Origin of the sequence: Acinetobacter sp. AM (genome assembly GCF_003105055.1) — a bacterium.
Classification (GTDB): Bacteria; Pseudomonadota; Gammaproteobacteria; order Pseudomonadales; family Moraxellaceae; genus Acinetobacter; species Acinetobacter tibetensis.
Genome location: NZ_QETG01000005.1, coordinates 54,165 through 72,139, shown reverse-complemented (window position 1 = coordinate 72,139; position 17,975 = coordinate 54,165). Strand labels below are relative to the sequence as shown.

General features: G+C 40.3%; 15 protein-coding genes. 11 read left to right on the top strand and 4 right to left on the bottom strand.

All coding sequences use genetic code 11. From position 1 onward, the window contains the following. The first annotated feature begins 211 nt into the window (after positions 1-211). Positions 212-688 carry a YaiI/YqxD family protein gene (locus DCO44_RS04175; RefSeq protein ID WP_171304933.1) on the top strand — a complete coding sequence of 159 codons (477 nt, stop codon included), beginning with the start codon at positions 212-214 and terminating at the stop codon, positions 686-688. A 12-nt stretch (positions 689-700) separates the two neighbouring features. Next, positions 701-1,612, top strand: a complete 912-nt coding sequence (locus tag DCO44_RS04170; RefSeq protein WP_116759360.1) for a DMT family transporter — start codon at positions 701-703, stop codon at positions 1,610-1,612. Between the two features lie 9 nt (positions 1,613-1,621). Here the strand turns inward: DCO44_RS04170 and DCO44_RS04165 are convergent, their stop codons facing one another. Continuing rightward, positions 1,622-2,191: a PilZ domain-containing protein gene (locus tag DCO44_RS04165; protein ID WP_116759358.1), complete on the bottom strand. Its 570-nt coding sequence runs from the start codon at positions 2,189-2,191 to the stop codon at positions 1,622-1,624. Between the two features lie 25 nt (positions 2,192-2,216). Between DCO44_RS04165 and DCO44_RS04160 the strand changes: the two genes are divergently transcribed. From DCO44_RS04160 to DCO44_RS04150, 3 genes are all read left to right on the top strand, one after another. Then, positions 2,217-3,452: a lipoprotein-releasing ABC transporter permease subunit gene (locus tag DCO44_RS04160; RefSeq protein WP_116759462.1), complete on the top strand. Its 1,236-nt coding sequence runs from the start codon at positions 2,217-2,219 to the stop codon at positions 3,450-3,452. Continuing rightward, on the top strand, positions 3,445-4,131 hold the full coding sequence (gene lolD / locus DCO44_RS04155) for a lipoprotein-releasing ABC transporter ATP-binding protein LolD (RefSeq protein WP_116759355.1): 687 nt from the start codon (positions 3,445-3,447) through the stop codon (positions 4,129-4,131). Before DCO44_RS04160 ends, lolD begins: the two co-directional genes overlap by 8 nt. An 83-nt stretch (positions 4,132-4,214) precedes the next feature. Beyond that, on the top strand, positions 4,215-6,623 hold the full coding sequence (locus DCO44_RS04150; RefSeq protein WP_116759353.1) for a DNA internalization-related competence protein ComEC/Rec2: 2,409 nt from the start codon (positions 4,215-4,217) through the stop codon (positions 6,621-6,623). Here the strand turns inward: DCO44_RS04150 and DCO44_RS04145 are convergent. Next, positions 6,553-7,560 (bottom strand): lysophospholipid acyltransferase family protein, encoded by a 1,008-nt coding sequence (locus DCO44_RS04145; RefSeq protein WP_116759351.1) that lies wholly within the window; start codon positions 7,558-7,560, stop codon positions 6,553-6,555. The genes DCO44_RS04150 and DCO44_RS04145 overlap by 71 nt on opposite strands. Positions 7,561-7,690: 130 nt before the next feature. Between DCO44_RS04145 and sppA the strand changes: the two genes are divergently transcribed. Continuing rightward, complete coding sequence (gene sppA / locus DCO44_RS04140; protein WP_116759349.1) at positions 7,691-8,716, top strand: signal peptide peptidase SppA; 1,026 nt, start codon at positions 7,691-7,693, stop codon at positions 8,714-8,716. Then, positions 8,713-9,507 (top strand): alpha/beta fold hydrolase, encoded by a 795-nt coding sequence (locus DCO44_RS04135; RefSeq protein WP_116759347.1) that lies wholly within the window; start codon positions 8,713-8,715, stop codon positions 9,505-9,507. Before sppA ends, DCO44_RS04135 begins: the two co-directional genes overlap by 4 nt. A gap of 52 nt (positions 9,508-9,559) precedes the next feature. Here DCO44_RS04135 and purN read toward each other — a convergent pair whose 3' ends face one another. Further along, positions 9,560-10,192, bottom strand: a complete 633-nt coding sequence (gene purN / locus DCO44_RS04130; protein WP_116759345.1) for a phosphoribosylglycinamide formyltransferase — start codon at positions 10,190-10,192, stop codon at positions 9,560-9,562. Further along, positions 10,189-11,259, bottom strand: coding sequence for a phosphoribosylformylglycinamidine cyclo-ligase (purM, locus tag DCO44_RS04125; protein WP_116759343.1), 1,071 nt, complete (start codon positions 11,257-11,259; stop codon positions 10,189-10,191). The genes purN and purM overlap by 4 nt, the downstream gene beginning before the upstream one ends. A gap of 135 nt (positions 11,260-11,394) precedes the next feature. Here purM and cxpE point away from each other — a divergent pair, with 135 nt between their 5' ends. The 4 genes from cxpE to DCO44_RS04105 all read left to right on the top strand — a co-directional run bounded on the left by cxpE (position 11,395) and on the right by DCO44_RS04105 (position 17,944). After that, positions 11,395-12,603 carry a chloramphenicol efflux transporter CxpE gene (gene cxpE, locus DCO44_RS04120; RefSeq protein ID WP_116759341.1) on the top strand — a complete coding sequence of 403 codons (1,209 nt, stop codon included), beginning with the start codon at positions 11,395-11,397 and terminating at the stop codon, positions 12,601-12,603. Positions 12,604-12,627: 24 nt separating this feature from the next. Further along, positions 12,628-13,332 (top strand): DnaA regulatory inactivator Hda, encoded by a 705-nt coding sequence (gene hda / locus DCO44_RS04115; RefSeq protein ID WP_016165940.1) that lies wholly within the window; start codon positions 12,628-12,630, stop codon positions 13,330-13,332. 361 nt (positions 13,333-13,693) lie between these two features. Beyond that, positions 13,694-15,514, top strand: a complete 1,821-nt coding sequence (gene rbtA, locus DCO44_RS04110; RefSeq protein WP_116759339.1) for a rhombotarget A — start codon at positions 13,694-13,696, stop codon at positions 15,512-15,514. 15 nt (positions 15,515-15,529) lie between these two features. Further along, positions 15,530-17,944: a CSLREA domain-containing protein gene (locus tag DCO44_RS04105; RefSeq protein ID WP_116759338.1), complete on the top strand. Its 2,415-nt coding sequence runs from the start codon at positions 15,530-15,532 to the stop codon at positions 17,942-17,944. The last annotated feature ends 31 nt before the right edge of the window (positions 17,945-17,975 follow it).

Below are 17,975 nucleotides of genomic sequence, written 5' to 3'. Positions count from 1 at the left end.
ATGAAAATAAGGATAAAAATATAAACTAAGTGATGAATCTGGACTGAGAAGGGAAAGCATGTTGTATATTTGTGACTATCCAGATTTTAAATAAACGAGTTGTTTTCATTTACTTTTTTAATAATATTATACTTTTCAAGTATATTTAAAATGAACAGCAGAGTAATGCTTGTCTTTTTGCTACACTGAGTGGAATTTTTTAATATCGTAGATGCCTGTGCTGCCTTTTAAACTTTGGGTTGATGCTGATGCATTACCAAAAATTTTACGTGAAGTCATTTTACGTGCTTCAGATCGCTATCAGTTAGAAGTGACCTTTGTCGCCAATCAAAACGTGGGGATTACGCCTTCGGTACGTATTAACTCCATACAAGTGATGAGTGGTGCAGATGCAGCCGATCAAGAAATTGTGTCGCGTATGCAAGCCAATGACATTGTGGTGACACAAGATATTCCTTTGGCGGCTCAGGTGATTGAGAACGGGGGAATTGCGATTCATCCTCGGGGTGAAATTTATACGACGGCCAATGTCAAAGCACGCTTACATTTACGTGATTTTATGGACACCTTGCGTGGGGCGGGCGTACAAACTGGTGGGCCACCGCCAATTTCAGAACGTGATAAACGCGAATTTTCGAGCAGTCTTGATCAAACTATTCAAAAGCAAAAGCGCAAAACCAGCGTTTAAGTGGAATTGACTATGCCATCCAAAGCCAATTTGGCGTCTACTTATGCATTATTGGTATTCATTTGGGCCACAACGCCTTTAGCCATTGTATGGAGTGTTTCTGATTTACATTTAATGTGGGCTTTGGTGTTGCGCTTTTTTATTGCATTGCCGTTGGCTTTGGGACTAGTTTATGTTCTTAAAGTTCGTCTGCCATTTGATCGCGTGAGCTTACAAAGCTATTTCGCAGGTGCCGCGAGTTTTATTGGTTCGCAAATTTTTACCTATATGGCGACCCAATATTTATCATCGGGGATGATTGCCTTAATGTTTGGCCTAGCTCCCATTATGGCAGGGCTGATAGGTCGCTTTGCTTTTCAGCAGCATTTACATCGTCTGCAATGGATGGGCATGACCATTTCGGTGTCAGGTTTAGCGATTATTTGCTTTACAGGCAGCCAGCAGCATGTACATCCGATTGGCATTCTATTGATGCTGATGAGCGTATTTATTTATGCTTTATCGATGTTCTGGGTTAAAAAAGTTAATGCACCCATTAATCCAATTGCACAAGCAGCAGGATCGATTCTGATTTCAACTATTGCGGCAGCGTGTTTAATTCCTTTCATTTGGCAGTATGTACCCACCCATATGCCACAAATGAAATCGGTGTTGGCATTGTTGTATACCGTGATCATGGCATCCCTGATTGCAATGTTTTGTTATTTTAAATTGGTACAAAACTTACAACCGACCACAATTTCATTAACCACCGTCATGACGCCAATTTTGGCGATGTTGATTGGGGCAATACTGAATCAGGAAATGTTGTCATTCATGGTTTTTGTGGGGGCGGGCATTTTATTGTTCGGTTTATTTATCTATTTTTATCGAGATTTAAAAGCGAGCAAAGAACTCGCTCTTAAATTAAAGCGATCCAGATAGTCCATGAGTCTAGTCGGGAGATTGTTCAAAGCTGACACATTCAGCCAGTTTGACCCGATCTTGCGGATGTAGGGTAATGAAATATGCGCCTGTACGGTATTTTCCTTTCCCTTCATCACGGCTATATACCACTTGCGCAGTCGCAGCAATATGAAAGAAGTTTTCTGGATGACTTAAAGTGACATGGATATAAGTACCTTCCTGAATTTCACGATCACTATGGAAACTAAACCCGCTCTCTGAAAAATTGACATGTTCGGGTACAGGTAACATGGACTGTACAATTGCATCGTATAAAGACCCTGTAATCAGGTTTAATTTTTGATTGAATAAGGATAATATTCGAGCAATTTGTTGATCTTTTTCAGTTAATTGTTCTAATTCGTAGTTTAATGCCAGATCAAATTGATCTAATTCTGCGAGTAGTAGAAAATAGCGGGGCAAGACAAAATTTGGATCGTAAGGATCATTAAGAGCAACGTCATCAGAAATAATCTGATAATTAATTCGCAAGGCAGCATCGATACGTGACATAACGCGACGTTCCGCTGAGGCGCTTTGATGCTGTAAATTTTCCATAATGTATTACCTCGGACTAGATGGTATGTTTAAACCAATCTCGCTGTACATCGGGCTAAGATATACTCGCGCACGGCGTAGCAACCACTTTATTTCTTTTATTGCTCTGGTTTCAATGATCGGTCTCACATTAGGTGTGGCTGTCCTCATTACAGTTTTATCTGTGATGAATGGGTTTGACCGAGAATTGAAAAACCGTGTACTAGGCATGATACCTCAAGCCACTGTTTCATCAACACAAATTTTAACAGATTGGCCCGAACTTGCAAAAAAAGTTGAACAGCATGAGCATGTTAAAGGTGTTGCACCCTTTACGCAGTTGCAGGGTATGATCACTGCCCATGGTCAGGTTTCTGGTCTTATGGTGACAGGTATTGAGCCAAAATACGAGAAAAAAGTCTCTATTATTCAAGACCACATGGTCGAAGGTAATATCGATCAATTAAAAAAAGGTGAGTTCGGTATCGTTTTAGGCAAGCAGTTAACGGATGCGTTGGGCTTGGGTTTGAATGATAGTGTTACCTTGGTCTTGCCAGAAGCGACACCTTCACCAGCAGGTGTGGTGCCACGCTTCAAGCGGTTTAAAATTGTCGGTATTTTTAGTATTGGTGCGGAAGTCGACTCGATGATGGGTTACATCGCACTAAATGATGCTTCAACGCTTCTTCGCCTACCCGATGGTGCACAAGGGATTCGCTTAAAGCTGGATGATATTTTTGCTGCCCCACAAGTGAGTAATGATATTGTACGCGAATTGCCTGGTAACTATTATGCTTCTGATTGGACGTATACGCATGGTAATTTGTTCAGTGCGATTCAGATGGAAAAGGCAATGGTCAGCCTATTGTTGTTCCTGATTGTATTGGTTGCAGCATTTAATATTGTTTCTTCACTGGTGATGGTGGTGACTGACAAGAAGGCAGATATTGCAATTTTGCGAACTCTCGGCGCTTCACCTGCCACCATTACTAAGATTTTTATGGTGCAGGGGACCGTTATTGGGGTTATTGGTACTGTAGCTGGTGCAGTTTTGGGTATTATTTTGGCAACAGGAATCAGTGGTTTTATTGATTGGGTGAATACTACACTCGGTTTACATTTATTTGATGCCTATTTCATTAACTACTTACCATCCTATTTAAGATGGCAAGATGTGGTGGTTATTGTCAGCCTCTCTTTAATTTTGAGTTTCTTAGCGACGATTTACCCAGCGTTACGTGCTGCTAAAATTCAACCTGCGGAGGCTTTACGTTATGAGTAACGTGGTATTAGAAGCCAAGAATGTGGTCAAACATTTTACGGATGGCAAATCAACGGTTGAAGTGATTAAAGGCTTATCTTTAACAGTCCATGCAGGTGAGTTTATTTCAATTGTGGGGTCAAGTGGTTCGGGTAAAAGTACCTTACTGCATGTGTTGGGTGGATTAGATCGTCCTACAGAAGGGCAAGTCTGGCTCAATGGTCAACGTTTTGACCATATGGGTGAAGCCGAACGGGGTTATTTACGGAATCAGCATCTTGGTTTTGTGTATCAGTTCCATCATTTATTGCCTGAATTTTCTGCTTTAGAAAATGTTGCGATGCCTTTAATGTTGCGTGAAGGGACGAATTATAAAGACGTCAAAGCACAGGCAGAATATTTATTAAACCGTGTTGGGCTATCGCATCGTTTAACGCATAAGCCGGGCGAATTGTCTGGTGGAGAACGCCAACGTGTCGCGCTTGCACGTGCATTGGTGGCAAAACCAGCTTTAATGATGGCAGATGAGCCTACAGGTAATTTGGATCGGAAAACTGCAGTTAAAATTTTTGAATTACTCAGCGATTTACGGCAAGAATTTAATATGGCAATGTTAATTGTGACCCATGATGAACAATTGGCACAAACGGCAGATTCTATTTTGCATATGCAAGATGGGCTTTGGGCCGACCCTCAATAAAATTTAAATTATTCTGTTGTACTTGAAGCCCACCTCGGTGGGCTTTATGATGTGCGGCACTTATAAAAACAATATGAAAAATAATGATGTATTACGTACTGATCGCTTGGATTCTGGGTATAGCAGGAATGGGGAAAGTTTGGGCGCTGACAGGTCAAACTTGTGTTTTATTGGCAATCGTTTGGCTGATTGTTCAAGGTCTTCTCTTTAAATTTCCACAACTCAATCTGCAATTGATTCGATTCATACAGCGGAGTTTGTTGTGCTTGTTTAGTTTTAATTTGGCTTATTTATATGCGGACAGTGCGTTAACACAGCGTCTATCTTTACGTGAACTGACTGCAAGACCTGCCGAAGTAGTTGTGCACGTAAAATCATTGAATCAGCTTCAATCCAATCATGTTCAACAACAGATTGTTGTACTGAATAATCGAAAGCAACCTGTAAAATGGTTAGCTTATATCCGTCCATCATCGGACACTTCGCTTGAATTGGGGCAATATTACCGATTGCAAGGAAAAGTGTTACCTGCACATAGTTATGCGATTACAGGTGCATTTGATCAGGAAAAATGGTTTTTACAGCAGAACATCATGTCTGCATTTCAGGTGCAAAGTGCAGAAAAGCTAACCGAGCAACAGCTTTATGCTATGGGGTTGATGTCCTATGTAAGGCAGCAGCAGCGTATGGTTGCAAAAATATTATTGGCTATTGAGCAGCAAAGATTAACTTTGCGAAATACATTGCAAAAGCAATCACTACATCATTCAGGGTTACTTTTGGCTTTGTTAACGGGCGACCAAAGTCTGTTGAGTCCTGAAGTTGAAGAGCTGTTTAAACGTATGGGACTGAGTCATTTATTGGCAATTTCTGGTCCCCATGTTTTGATCTTTGCGGCATTGTTATGTTGGGCGATTCATCGGTTGATTATCCGTTTTGCACCGAGTTGGTATTTGCGTTATCCCAAACCCTATTTATTGGTCATTCCATTTTGTATAGGGGTATTGCTGTATAGCGCTTTTGTTGGGTTTGAAATCCCTGCATTACGAACGCTGTTAACCAGTTGTATTCTTGCTGTATTGATTTTATCGAAATTCAAATTACAAGCCTTGCAAGTACTGCTTCTTAGCGCTGCAATTCTGCTATTTCTCGATCCATTTAGTATTCTGTCCGCTGCCTTTTGGTTGTCCTATTGCGCCTGTTTAGTATTGTTAAGAATTTATCAGACCCTACAACAGCAACCTGAGCAATTAACGCTAACGCGCTATGCACAGCTTAAATTATACATCGGCATATTGTTTGAATCGCAATGGAAAATATTTTTAGCGCTCTTGCCATTAATGTTGATCTTTTTTCAACAGGTGGTCTGGATTGCACCTTTCAGCAATCTGCTGGCGTTACCGTGGTTGAGTCTCCTTGTTGTTCCATTGAGCATTATTGCAACCTTGTGTTTGTGGGTTATTCCTCCTTTAGGAATTCTGTTATTTAAATTGAATGATCTTGGTCTGTCTTTTTTACTTTCAATCTTAAATACTGGCGATCAGATATTCGGTTCAACGGTACAAAATATTGCCATGAACTGGACAGTGATGTCTGGTCTGGCTCTCGGGTTGATTATTTTATTTCTACCTCGAGGAGTCGTGCCCAAAAGTTGGAGTATTGTCTGCTTTTTACCAATTTTTATACTGGATGAATCACAACATCCTTTTGAATTACAAATTCTAGACGTTGGGCAAGGGCAAGCTGTTTTCTTACAAAACCACGATCAGCAGATGATGATTGATATGGGTGGTCATTATGATGAGCAGAAATTTAGTGTAGGACAGCAACTCATCCGTCCTTTTTTAAATAGCAGGGGAATATCTAATTTAGATCAGTTGGTATTGACTCACTTAGACCAAGATCATAGCGGCTCATACTTTTCTTTACGTTCAACTTTGCCTATTCAAACGATTTACAGTAATGAGCAGGTTCAAGTAATGCCTGAGTCTCAATTCAATTATTGTCATTCAGGGCAAGTATGGCAATTAGATGGTGTTAAGATTCAGGTGTTATCACCACAACAACAGCAATTAACTGAAGTACCCAATAATCAAAATGAACTTTCTTGTGTACTCTATATTCAAGTGCAAAATGCCCAACCGTATGCCAATTTTTTACTTATGGGAGATGCAGGGTGGGAAGCAGAGTATCAGATTTTAAAGGACTATCCAGATCTAAAAGTAGATGTTCTGGTGTTAGGTCATCATGGCAGTAAAAACAGTTCGGCTTATGATTTTTTAAAACAATTTAAACCCAAAGTTGCGATTGCCTCTGCGGGATTTAATAACCGTTATGGGCATCCGAGTCAACTGACACAACAGCGATTAAAGGAGCTCAACATTCCACTCTATAACACAGCCAATAAGGGCAGTATTCAATTTATTCAGACTCAGGATCAAACAATGCAATTGCATTTTTATCGTGATCAGCAGCGTTGGCTGAGTCGTTAGTCTGCTGTTGTCTAATGTCGGTAACCAACTGCATGGCTTGTTCATGAGGTAAGTTATAGAGATTGCGTAGCGCTGGATTGGCTTTAAAGCGCTTATAGCTCCAATGATAATGTTCTGGAAAACGTTGAATCAGGTTTTCAATTTCATGATGAATGATTCGTGTACCATCATTTGCCGTACCCTGATAAATTTCATCAGAGATTGGTTCTATATGCATGTCAAAGCCATGCGTATCATTACGAATAGCATATAGTAACAATGCTTTAGCTTTGGTTTTTTGAATCAGTTTTGCACTTAAGTTACTAGACTCTAAGGGTAAGCCAAACAAAGGGATAAGTTCCCCACCAACATTGGGAGTGTGGTCGGGCAAAATAACGGTCGTTCCACCTTGTTTTAATGCTTTAAAAATTTGTCGTACACCTGTTTCATCAGTCGGAACCAGATTCGCTTGTTCACGGCTGCGCGCACTTCGTACGAAATTATCGGCTGCTGGATTTTTTACAGGTTTATAGAGAATTGTCATTTCGGTAAATTGAGCGACCCAAGCATTCATCACTTCCCAAGTTCCAAAATGTGGGACAATTAATACCACCCCTTTTTTCTCAGCCAGCGCATTGTGTAAATACTGTTCACCAGTAATTGAGTGAATCCGCGAGATGTTTTTCTGATTTTCTGAGCCCCAAATACTAAAGAACTCAAAATAGGATATGAGTTCATTTCGAATGGCATGTTTAATAATCAATTCACGTTGCTGGCCAGTCAGTTCAGGCAAGGCAATTTCAAGATTGAGACGAATGGTTTGTGATGTTTTAGAAATTTTTAATACGTTCACTAAACCTGCGAGTGAACGGGCAATCATTCGAGAAATTTGAATAGGCTGTCGACTTACAAATTGGAGTACGCGATCTGTCATTGTTTTTGAAGTTTTATCAGTCATTGCCTAAACATTATGGGGATAAGAAATATAAAACAGTAATTATTATAGGCGAAAATACAGGGTTTAAATAGTTTATTGCGCCTGCATGTATATAATGGGAGTAATTTTATTCATTATTGGATCATCTTAAATGTCCGATTGGCCACCTAAACCACAAAACGAAAGTCATACTACACAACAAAATTTAGAAAAGCAGTCAGGAAAAGAATGGCAAATTCTTGAGAAAGCCGTATTGGCTTCAGTTGAAGAGCAACGCCGCGCACGTCGTTGGAGCATATTCTTCAAGCTACTGACCTTTGCTTATCTTCTCTTTATCTTGGTAATTTTAGGTAAAAGCTGTAGCACTGCCCCTACAGATGTCAGTTCGACTACAGGTTCACATATCGCAGTGGTTGATATTATTGGCACAATTGCTGCTGATAAACAAAGTGTGAATAGCGAAGACACCATCAAATCTTTGAAGAAAGCATTCGAGAACAACAATAGTAAAGCCGTTGTCTTAAATATCAATTCACCTGGTGGCTCTCCAGTCCAGTCAGATGAAATTTGGCAAGAAATCCAATATTTAAAACAACAGCATAAAGATAAAAAACTGTATGCGCTTATTGGTGATACAGGTGCATCAGGCGCTTACTATATTGCCTCTGCGGCAGATGAAATTATTGTTAATCCATCGAGTTTAGTCGGCTCTATTGGGGTAATCATGCCAAATTATGGCGTGAATGGGTTGATGCAAAAGTTGGGTGTGGAAGACCGCACGATGACTTCAGGTGAAAACAAAGCAATTTTATCGATGACGCAACCTGTTGATGCTGCACAGAAGGCACATGTGCAAGCCGTATTAGACAATGTACATGATCACTTTATTGAGGCGGTCAAAAAAGGTCGCGGTAATAAATTGAAATCGCAAGATCCTGTAATTTTCTCTGGACTATTCTGGACGGGCGAACAAGCGGTGAAGCTAGGTATTGCTGACCGTACAGGTAGTCTAAATAGCTTGAAACGTGACTTGAAAATCGATAAAACAGTGGATTATACCGTTCAATATAATCCATTCGATTCTGTTTTGGGGCGTATGGGAAGCTCAATCGGGCAAGGTTTTGCGACTTCACTTTCTCAACAGGTTCAAGCTGAGCAAACGACAAAACTACAATGAAACCACTGATCCACTTTGCGCATGCCAATGGTGTGCCATCCAAAGTTTATGAAAAGCTTTTTCATTTACTTAGAGATGATTACGATATTGTCTATGTTCCACTTATCGGAACTGACCAACGTTACCCTGTGACCAATCATTGGCCGCACTTGGTGGATCAGTTGACCGACAGTATTGTACGTCAGGCCCATGGGCGTCCAGTCATTGGATTGGGGCACTCTTTAGGTTCTGTTTTGACCATGATGACAGCATATAAGCGTCCTGAATTATTTCAGCAAGTGATTATGCTGGATCCACCACTGATTATGGGTAAAGCCTCTTTACTGTTCCACACTGCGAAGTTATTTCAACCGAAACTGGTGGATCGTATGACACCAGCAGGTCTGAGTAATCGCCGCCGTGATCATTGGGAGTCTCGTGAACAGGCAGGTGAAATGTTGCGACCGAAAAGCCTATATCAAAAATTTGATGATGAGTGCTTTCAGGCTTATTTAGATCATGCCTTAACCGAAGATGCGGAGCGCGGTGGTGTAACCTTGACCATTCCTAAAGCTGCTGAAGTTGCAATATTTCGTAATACACCATCTTGGTGGTGGTTACCTATGTCGAAACCTAAAGTTCCGATGCATTTGGTGGTTGGGGATCAAAGTGAGTTTTTAAAACACGGTTTTCCGCAAGTTGCTAAGAAAAAAGTGGGTATCCCATTTAGTGTGGTTGAAGGAGGGCATATGTTCCCTCTGGAACGCCCTGAAGCGACGGTAGAATTGATTAAGCAGTTGATTCAGCAATAACAGAAAATAAAAAATGCATCCTCGGATGCATTTTTTATTTGAATATTATTCTTTACAGTTTACAAAACTGAATAGGGTTATTCAAAACTTGATTGCGATACATCACGGTATTGGCATTGTGATATTGCAGCGTACCTGTACAGATCCATTCTACTACTTGAGGATAGATTAAGTGCTCAAGTTCATGCACGCGTTGCGCCAGTTGTTCGACATCATCATGACAAGCAACTTTTAATACACCTTGTGCCAAAGATTGTCCAGCATCTAACTCTGCGGTGACGTAGTGCACGGTACAACCATGATACACATCACCAGTATTTAATACACGTTGGTGGGTATGCATACCTTTATAGTGTGGCAAAAGAGAAGGGTGAATGTTGAGCATTTTCCCTTCCCATGCATGGACAAACTTAGCACTTAGGATGCGCATGAAACCTGCCAATACCACTAAATCAACATTCCAAGCTAATAACTGTTGATGCATTACATCATCAAATGTTTCTCGAGTTGGATATTGTTTGTGTTGGATGACAGCAGTCTGAATGCCTGCTTGCTGAGCACGTTTTAGCGCGTACGCTTCAGGCTTGTTGCAAATAACACCTACAATTTGCCCTGATAGACGGGCGTCTATGAGGGCTTGTAAGTTACTACCACTTCCTGAAACAAGGACAGCAATTTTCATTATGCAAAGATTACGCGGACTTTCTCGTCAGCACCTTCAACAGATTCTGCGTTGTCTACGATGTGACCCATAGCCCAAGCTTTTTCACCTTGTTCAGTTAAAAGCGCAATGGTTTTATCTGCATCATTTGCGTCAACAGCAATAACCATACCTACGCCACAGTTGAAAGTACGGTACATCTCGAACTGTTCAACACCACCTTCTTTTTGAAGAAGTTTGAACAATTCTGGCCATTCCCAAGAAGATTCATTAATAATCGCTTGAGCACCATTTGGCAGTACGCGAGGTAAATTACCCGGTAAACCACCACCAGTGATGTGCGCCATAGCATGTACGTCAACTTGTTTGCAAAGTTCCAGAAGCGGTTTTACATAAATACGAGTGGGTTCCATTGCTGTATCAGCAAGTGGGCGACCATCTACAATTTGAGTAAGATCGACGTTTTTCACGTCTAAGATTTTGCGAAGCAGAGAGTAGCCATTTGAATGAGCACCGCTTGATGCAACACCAATTAAGATATCGCCAGCTTTTACTTTAGAGCCATCAATGATTTTGCTTTGCTCAACGACACCTACACAGAAACCTGCAAGGTCATAATCTTCGCCTTCATACATGCCAGGCATTTCAGCAGTTTCACCACCAACCAATGCACAGCCAGCAAGCTCACAGCCTTTACCAATACCTGTTACGACATCAGCAGCAACATCAACATTTAAGTGACCTGTTGCATAGTAGTCGAGGAAGAATAATGGTTCTGCACCACACACTAAAAGGTCGTTTACGCACATTGCAACTAAGTCTTGACCAATTGTGTCATGACGGTTTAAGTTCAAAGCTAAACGTAATTTTGTACCCACACCATCTGTGCCAGATACAAGAACAGGCTCTTCATAGCCTTTAGGAATTTTACATAGTGCGCCAAAGCCACCTAATCCGCCCATCACTTCAGGGCGAGTTGTACGCTTAGCGACAGATTTGATTCGATCGACAAGTGCGTCGCCCGCTTCAATATCGACACCTGCATCTTTATAGCTTAAACCAGTGTTTGGGGTAGAAGTTGAGTTGCTCATAGTGAAGTCTCCGCATTTGCGCGGGGATTATAACCTGAATCAATGAAACTCTTATGTTATTTATGCTCTAAAATGCTATCTTTACTTAAATATTTTACTTTTTATAACGATTAAATCGAAAAAGGCGGGTCTAATATGGTCGATCGAACCTTACGGCGCATTTTTATTCTTACGGGTATCGTACTTATTTTATGGGTATTGTATTTATTAAAGCCAGTTGTACTCCCATTTATTGTCGCCTTTTTAGTCGCTTATTTGTTTAATCCGTTGGTGGAAAAATTTCATCATATTGGATTGCCACGTTGGTTGTCTATTAGCATTGTATTTATTGGAATTGGTGTTGTTTTAACTTTAGCAATTTCTTATTTGGTGCCTTTGATTTGGCAGCAGTTAATGTATGCTAAAAGTAGTATTCCGGCAGGAATTCATTGGCTAAATGATACCTTTTTACCTTGGTTGTCGCATACTTTTAATTTAGTGCAGATGGAAATTGATACACATCAATTGTCTACGGTCGTCATGGATTATATTCAGACCAATTATAGTGCGGATAGCTTGCAAACCATGGTATTGAAAATTGCCCAGTCTGGACTGAGCTTTATTCAGGTGGGGGGTACAGTTGTTCTTATTCCAATTATCGCTTTCTATTTCCTTTTAGATTGGGATCGTATGCTCGATAGTATGCGTCGACTTATTCCACGTCCTTACGAAAAATCTACTTTAAAAATTGTGGGTGAATGTCATAGCGTACTGGGCGCATTTGTGAAGGGTCAGTTTTTGGTGATGTTGTTGCTCGGCATTGTCTATGCAGTTGGTTTGCAATTAATTGGATTAGAAGTTGGACTGATTATTGGTATGGTGGCAGGTTTGGCCAGTATTATTCCTTATCTAGGCTTTGGCGTTGGAATTATTGCGGCTGTGATTGCGACATTTTTCCAGTTTGGTCTTGATTGGATGCAGTTGGCTTTGGTTGGTGTAGTATTTATGATTGGTCAAGCCGTAGAGGGTTACATTCTGCAACCATTTTTGTTGGGGGATAAGATTGGTCTGTCACCCGTCGCTGTGGTTTTTGCGGTATTGGCAGGTGCTCAATTGGCAGGATTCCTAGGAATGTTAATTGCATTGCCTGTGGCTGCGGTGATTGTTGTGCTGCTTAAACACGCACGAGAATGTTATGAGCAGAGTCAGTTGTATGGTACGCAAGCAGTTGTGACTTCCTTTGCTGAAACAAATTCTATTAGTATAGAAACTTCGCAAATGGATATTGATGTTGAAATTAAAGAGCAAACTTCGAAAGATCAGCACACTGTTGAGAAATCGAGTAACATTGAACCCAAAACATAAAGCGTATAAGGCTTAATCACGAATATGCGTCAACTGCAATTAGATATTGAACCCCAACTTGATGCCCGAATCAGTGATTTCTCTGGTCCAGGTTGGGGTCACGTCATTGATGCAATTCGTCAGCTACATGCAGGTTTAATGAATCGATTCTATGTATATGGTGGTGCCGGAACAGGCAAAAGCCATTTACTCTCTGCGATTTGTGATTCTTATTTGGATGTGGGTAAATCTGCGATTAAAGTTTCGTTATTAGAGCTACTAGATGCGCCTACGGAGGCGATTACTTCTTTAGAGCGCTATGATTTGGTTGCGCTTGATGATATCGAAGCGATTTGTGGTGTCCCGCATTGGCAAAAAGCAGTATTTCACCTGATCAATTATAATAATGAAGTTGGCGGACAACTGGTTTTTTCCTCTCGCTTTGCACCAATTGAATTGAAATTAGAATTACCGGATTTGCAGTCCCGATTAACCCAAGCAGTGAGTGTCAAAGTTCCGACTGGCAGTTTATATGCAGATCGACAAATTTTAGTCAGTTCTGTGCTTGCCCGACGTGGCATTCATATTGATCAGCAAATTATTGATTATCTTCTGTTACATGGTCCACAGCAGGCTTCGATACTTTTGCAAACTTTAGAGCAGTTAATTCAATTGCTTAAAGGCGAAAAAACTAAACTCAGTCATGCCACTTTAAGACAAATTTATGCCTTAATCGATGAATATCAATAACAGATAAAAGCACTTGAGTAATTTAAAAAGCTGTGACAAAGTACTGATAAATTTGCATCGCAGGGATTTGCGAGCATAGAAAAATAATAGAAATGTACGTTAAGGAGAACAGGATGCTGCAAATCAGCATGAACCCTCAGTGTGTCCAATACCATTCAAATCTTATCTTAACCCAGAAAACATGCAGTGCAATCGTGCTGTAGTTGCTTTAATGCCCAAAGAATTTGGCAATTTAGTCAATTTTATTTGTATTGGCATCTTTTAGGCTGTACAGCAAAAGGACTGCAATCAGATTGCATTGAAATTGTTTAGAAGATGCAATCTAGAAAAACAAGATAATTAAAAAATTAAGGAGAGATGTATGCTCAAGCAGAGCATTGGTGTGGGAATGTTATGTCTAGCTGGGCATGCTTATAGTGCAAATATTAGTGTCACCACCACTGAAGATGTTGTTAAAGATGATAAAGAATGTTCATTGCGAGAGGCGGTGAACTATATCAATCAAGATATGCCTAAAGAAGGATATTTTGGCTGTGGTGGGGAAGATGCAAGTCCTGTCATTTTATTAGAAAAGCAGAAAGTTTATAAACTCAATTCACACTTAAACATTCAGCGTGAATTAACCATTAAAACCAATTATGAGGCTGATTTTAATGAGACGCCTGTTTTAGGTAAAAATAATGCTGTGCTACAAATGCAGGCGAAAGATAATATTTTGCGCATTGATGATGGTTCACAAGAGAAGCTACTGAGTGTCGTGCTGTATGAAATCAGTCTACAAGGTTGTGGTCAGGTTCAATGTGCTCAACAAGGTGGACTGATTTACAACAATGAATATCTACAATTAAGTTATGCAGTATTATCTGGGGGATATGCTGCTCAAGGTGGGGCAATTTATAATGTGGGTAATTCAACAATAGAGAATACGACGGACAGTTTAGTTGTCATTCAGAATAGTTTGTTGGAGAAGAACTATGCGAATGAAGGTGCAGTTTTATTTACCCAGCATCCTGCCTATAAAATTCTCAATAGCGTTATTCGAAATAATGAGACAACAAGTACCACATCGGCAGGTATTTATTCATCGTTATTATTTAATACAGATCAGTTGCCTACCTCCATATTAAATGTCGCAAACTTTATTAAGAACAGTACTTTTCTACAGAATAAAGGTTATTTGCTGAATTTACGTGATGGCATTGGCTTAAATAACCTGACCATGATTGGGAACGCACAAGGCATCCAATTTGTTGCTCCACAGGGCAAAGCTTTTTTGGCTAATAGTATTTTGGTGGGAAATCCGTATCCAATTACAAATCAGCAGGATTGTAAATTTGAGTCTGGTGATCAGAGCATTTTACAAAATAATTTAGTTTCGGCGATGTGTGGACAAGGATTAGCAGAGTATCCGAATGACATTTTGACCCAAACTGCTTTAGTTGCGGGCAGTACAATTGAAGGAAAATGTAGCAGTGCAAATTTAGATCGACAAAGTTTAGTCTGTCCATTTAATCAGGGAACGAGTAACTTTTTAGGTTACTTTAAGCCGCGCTTATTGGTGTCTTATCAAAACTTGAGTGATTCTTTAATCGTTAATAAGGGTAAACAAGCTACAGGTTCTGATACTGCACGGGTCGAATGTGAATCAAGTGATCAGCGTGGGCAGGTACGTGATTCAAATAATGTCCTGTGTGACCGTGGTGCTGTTGAGTTGGTGTTTCCAACAACAATCGCGTTAATCGGGGATGATATCAATTACGGTGAAGTTGCGAAAATGTCGGTTGCTGATTTGCTGGGGGATGGAGAGCTTTTACCGAAAGATCAATGTGAAGCCTTATTGGGTGCGAATCCAGCGGGTGGTGCTTGGCAAGATGGATGCTTACAGGTCGTTCCAACAATTACTCAGCCTAAAGGGACTTTAACCATAGATGAGCAAGGAAACATTCAGTATAAGCCGAATGGAAACTGGCATGGTGCTGATATTTTCAAGATTCGCTTAGTCACGACAACTACACGATTCAATGATTCTCAAAACCCTTATTTAGAGATAAAAGTGCAAGTCTCTCAGGCACCAGCTGGACAAATGGAAAGCAGTAAAGTGAAAACTTCGGGCGGGAGTGCAGGGGTATTCAGTTTATTCGGTTTATTGGGACTGATTGGATTACGTCGTTACAAGAAATAGGCAAGGGAATTGACCGTGAAAAATTATAAAAAAGGTTTACTGACGTTAATGGTGCTTTCTGCGATGTCATTGATGGCAGCAGAAGATACGTTTATTCATGTCACTACGTTTGATGATGAGGATGGTGAGAATCTAAATCAATGTTCTTTACGCGAAGCCATAAAAACTGCCGCTGATAATAAAGCTTTTGGTGGATGTAATGCAGGTGATACACGTTTAGGGCAAAAAGATCGGATTCAGTTAAAAGAGGGAACATATACACTGAAGCGTGAATTAGTCCCACAATCGGTGATTGAGATTTATGGTGCTGAGCCGCTTGATTATTCCAAGAAGCATGTATTAACAAATACATATCCTGCCACGACGGCGATTAAAACAACCATCAGCGGCGAAAATCAAACGCGAATATTGAATAGTTCTTTATCAAAATATGGGACTTCATTTAAAAACTTAACGTTGGCGAATGCTGTAAGCACTGGATTGGGTGGAGCTATTTATGCTGGTGCGGATATTAATTTGTCCAATGTTGCCATTATAAATTCACGTGCGGCACAAGGTGGTGCAATTTACCTTGATGGTGACATTGCGCTTACGATCGATCATGCTTTAATTCAGGGTAACCAAGCAGGACAAGGCAGTGTTTTGGCGATGACCTGCCAAAACAACTTGTTGTTCACGAAGCCGACAATCTCTATTCAAAATAGCAGTATTGTTGCCAATGGCGCGGTAAATAATCAGAGTATGTTGGATCTTTGTGGTGAAGCATCGACTTTACTGCAAACCAATACCATTGCCAAAAATCAGGCAAATATCAGTACAGGGGCGATTATTAAAAATGTTTCGTCGAATGCTGCGCAGGCAAATTTAAGTGAAAATAGTACGCTGATATTGCTCAGTAATACGATTGTTGAGAACAATGCGGCCAGTACGCTACTTTACGATCAATTAGGTAGTAAAAATATTTCATTTAATGTGTTGGCTTATAATTCGGGGCAGTCATGTCGTTATGCATTGAATAACGGGAATGTGACCGATGCCAAACTCAATATGACTGCAATCAATAATGCCCTGCAATTGGCTGCTGTAACAGGGCAATGTAATCTACCGAAGGTGGCTTATGAAAGTAATATTTCAGGAACCAATACCAATATTGATGTCAGTAATATTTCGATGGGAACATTACTAACTGCGTATACAGGACCAAATGCCAATACAGAATATCTACCACTGTACTATCCAAAAGATAATCAGACCGCGAATGATCTGGTGAATCTGAATGCGATTGGGTGTAGTGATGTTGATCAACGTGGATTTAGTCGCATTACGGATGCAACGTTGATTCTTAATCCAAGTATGAAAAATACCTGTGATATTGGTTCGGTTGAGCTGATGCGCTTAACTGCGGCTGATATTATTAATTTAAAGAACTTATCTTATTCGCAAATGGTGGATGACTATCAGCAAGCGATTGACTTATATCAAGCACGTTTGGATGATAAATCGACGGATGGGAAATATTTGACGCAATATCAAGCTGAGCTGACTGCTTTTAAAGACTTGAAGAGCAATACTGAAAAGTATGCCAAGTATCGTGCGATTTATATTGATCCGTTTGCACTCGCATTGCCTGATGAACAATGGGTGAATAATGAATCACAGGTTAAGGCATTAAATGCAGAAAACTATACGATTAATACCCAGGTATTGGGTATGGGACATTATTCTGGTGAGGGCAGTAGCTTTCAATTTATTGGCGATCAAGATCCGAAGTTGAAATGTGAGTGGGTACCAGAACTTAAACGAATTATGTTTTATCGCCTAGATGATAGTATTTCTACTATTGGTGAGAATGCTTTATGTACTTACAGCATCACCTCGAAAACAGATGCCACCAAAACAACATCAGGCTTATTAAGTGCGAGTTTTACCAATATTTCCCCAATTGCAAAAGAGGATACTTACAGCTTGCAATATGGATCTAGCCAGAAAATTTCGTTGCATCCACTAGAAAATGATTTTGATGATGATGGTCCAAAAGGCAGTATTGCTGGACTGAACAAAGCCGACTTTTATCATAATGAAGCAGGTCAGGAGTTGGCAATTCGCTTGGATAGTTTACCAAGCGCGATGATGATTGACCCGTCAGTTCCGAATGGGCCATGTCCAGGAAGTGCAATGCGAGATACCTGTTATTCGAGCGATTTGGTGGTGCAGGTAAAAAATAATTACAGCCCATTCGACCAGATTATGGAATATACCGTATTTGATGCCGAAGGTTTGGCTTCAAATCGAGCAAAAATTTATTTAAATAACACAGCTAAGAATACAGTCACATCTGGCGGTGGTGGCGGTTCAATTGGGTGGTGGAGTTTACTGGGTTTATTCGGTTTAGGTTTGTATCGCCGTCATAGTCCAACAAAAAAGCATTAAGCAAAATGGAAGCATTAACCTCGTTGAGTAC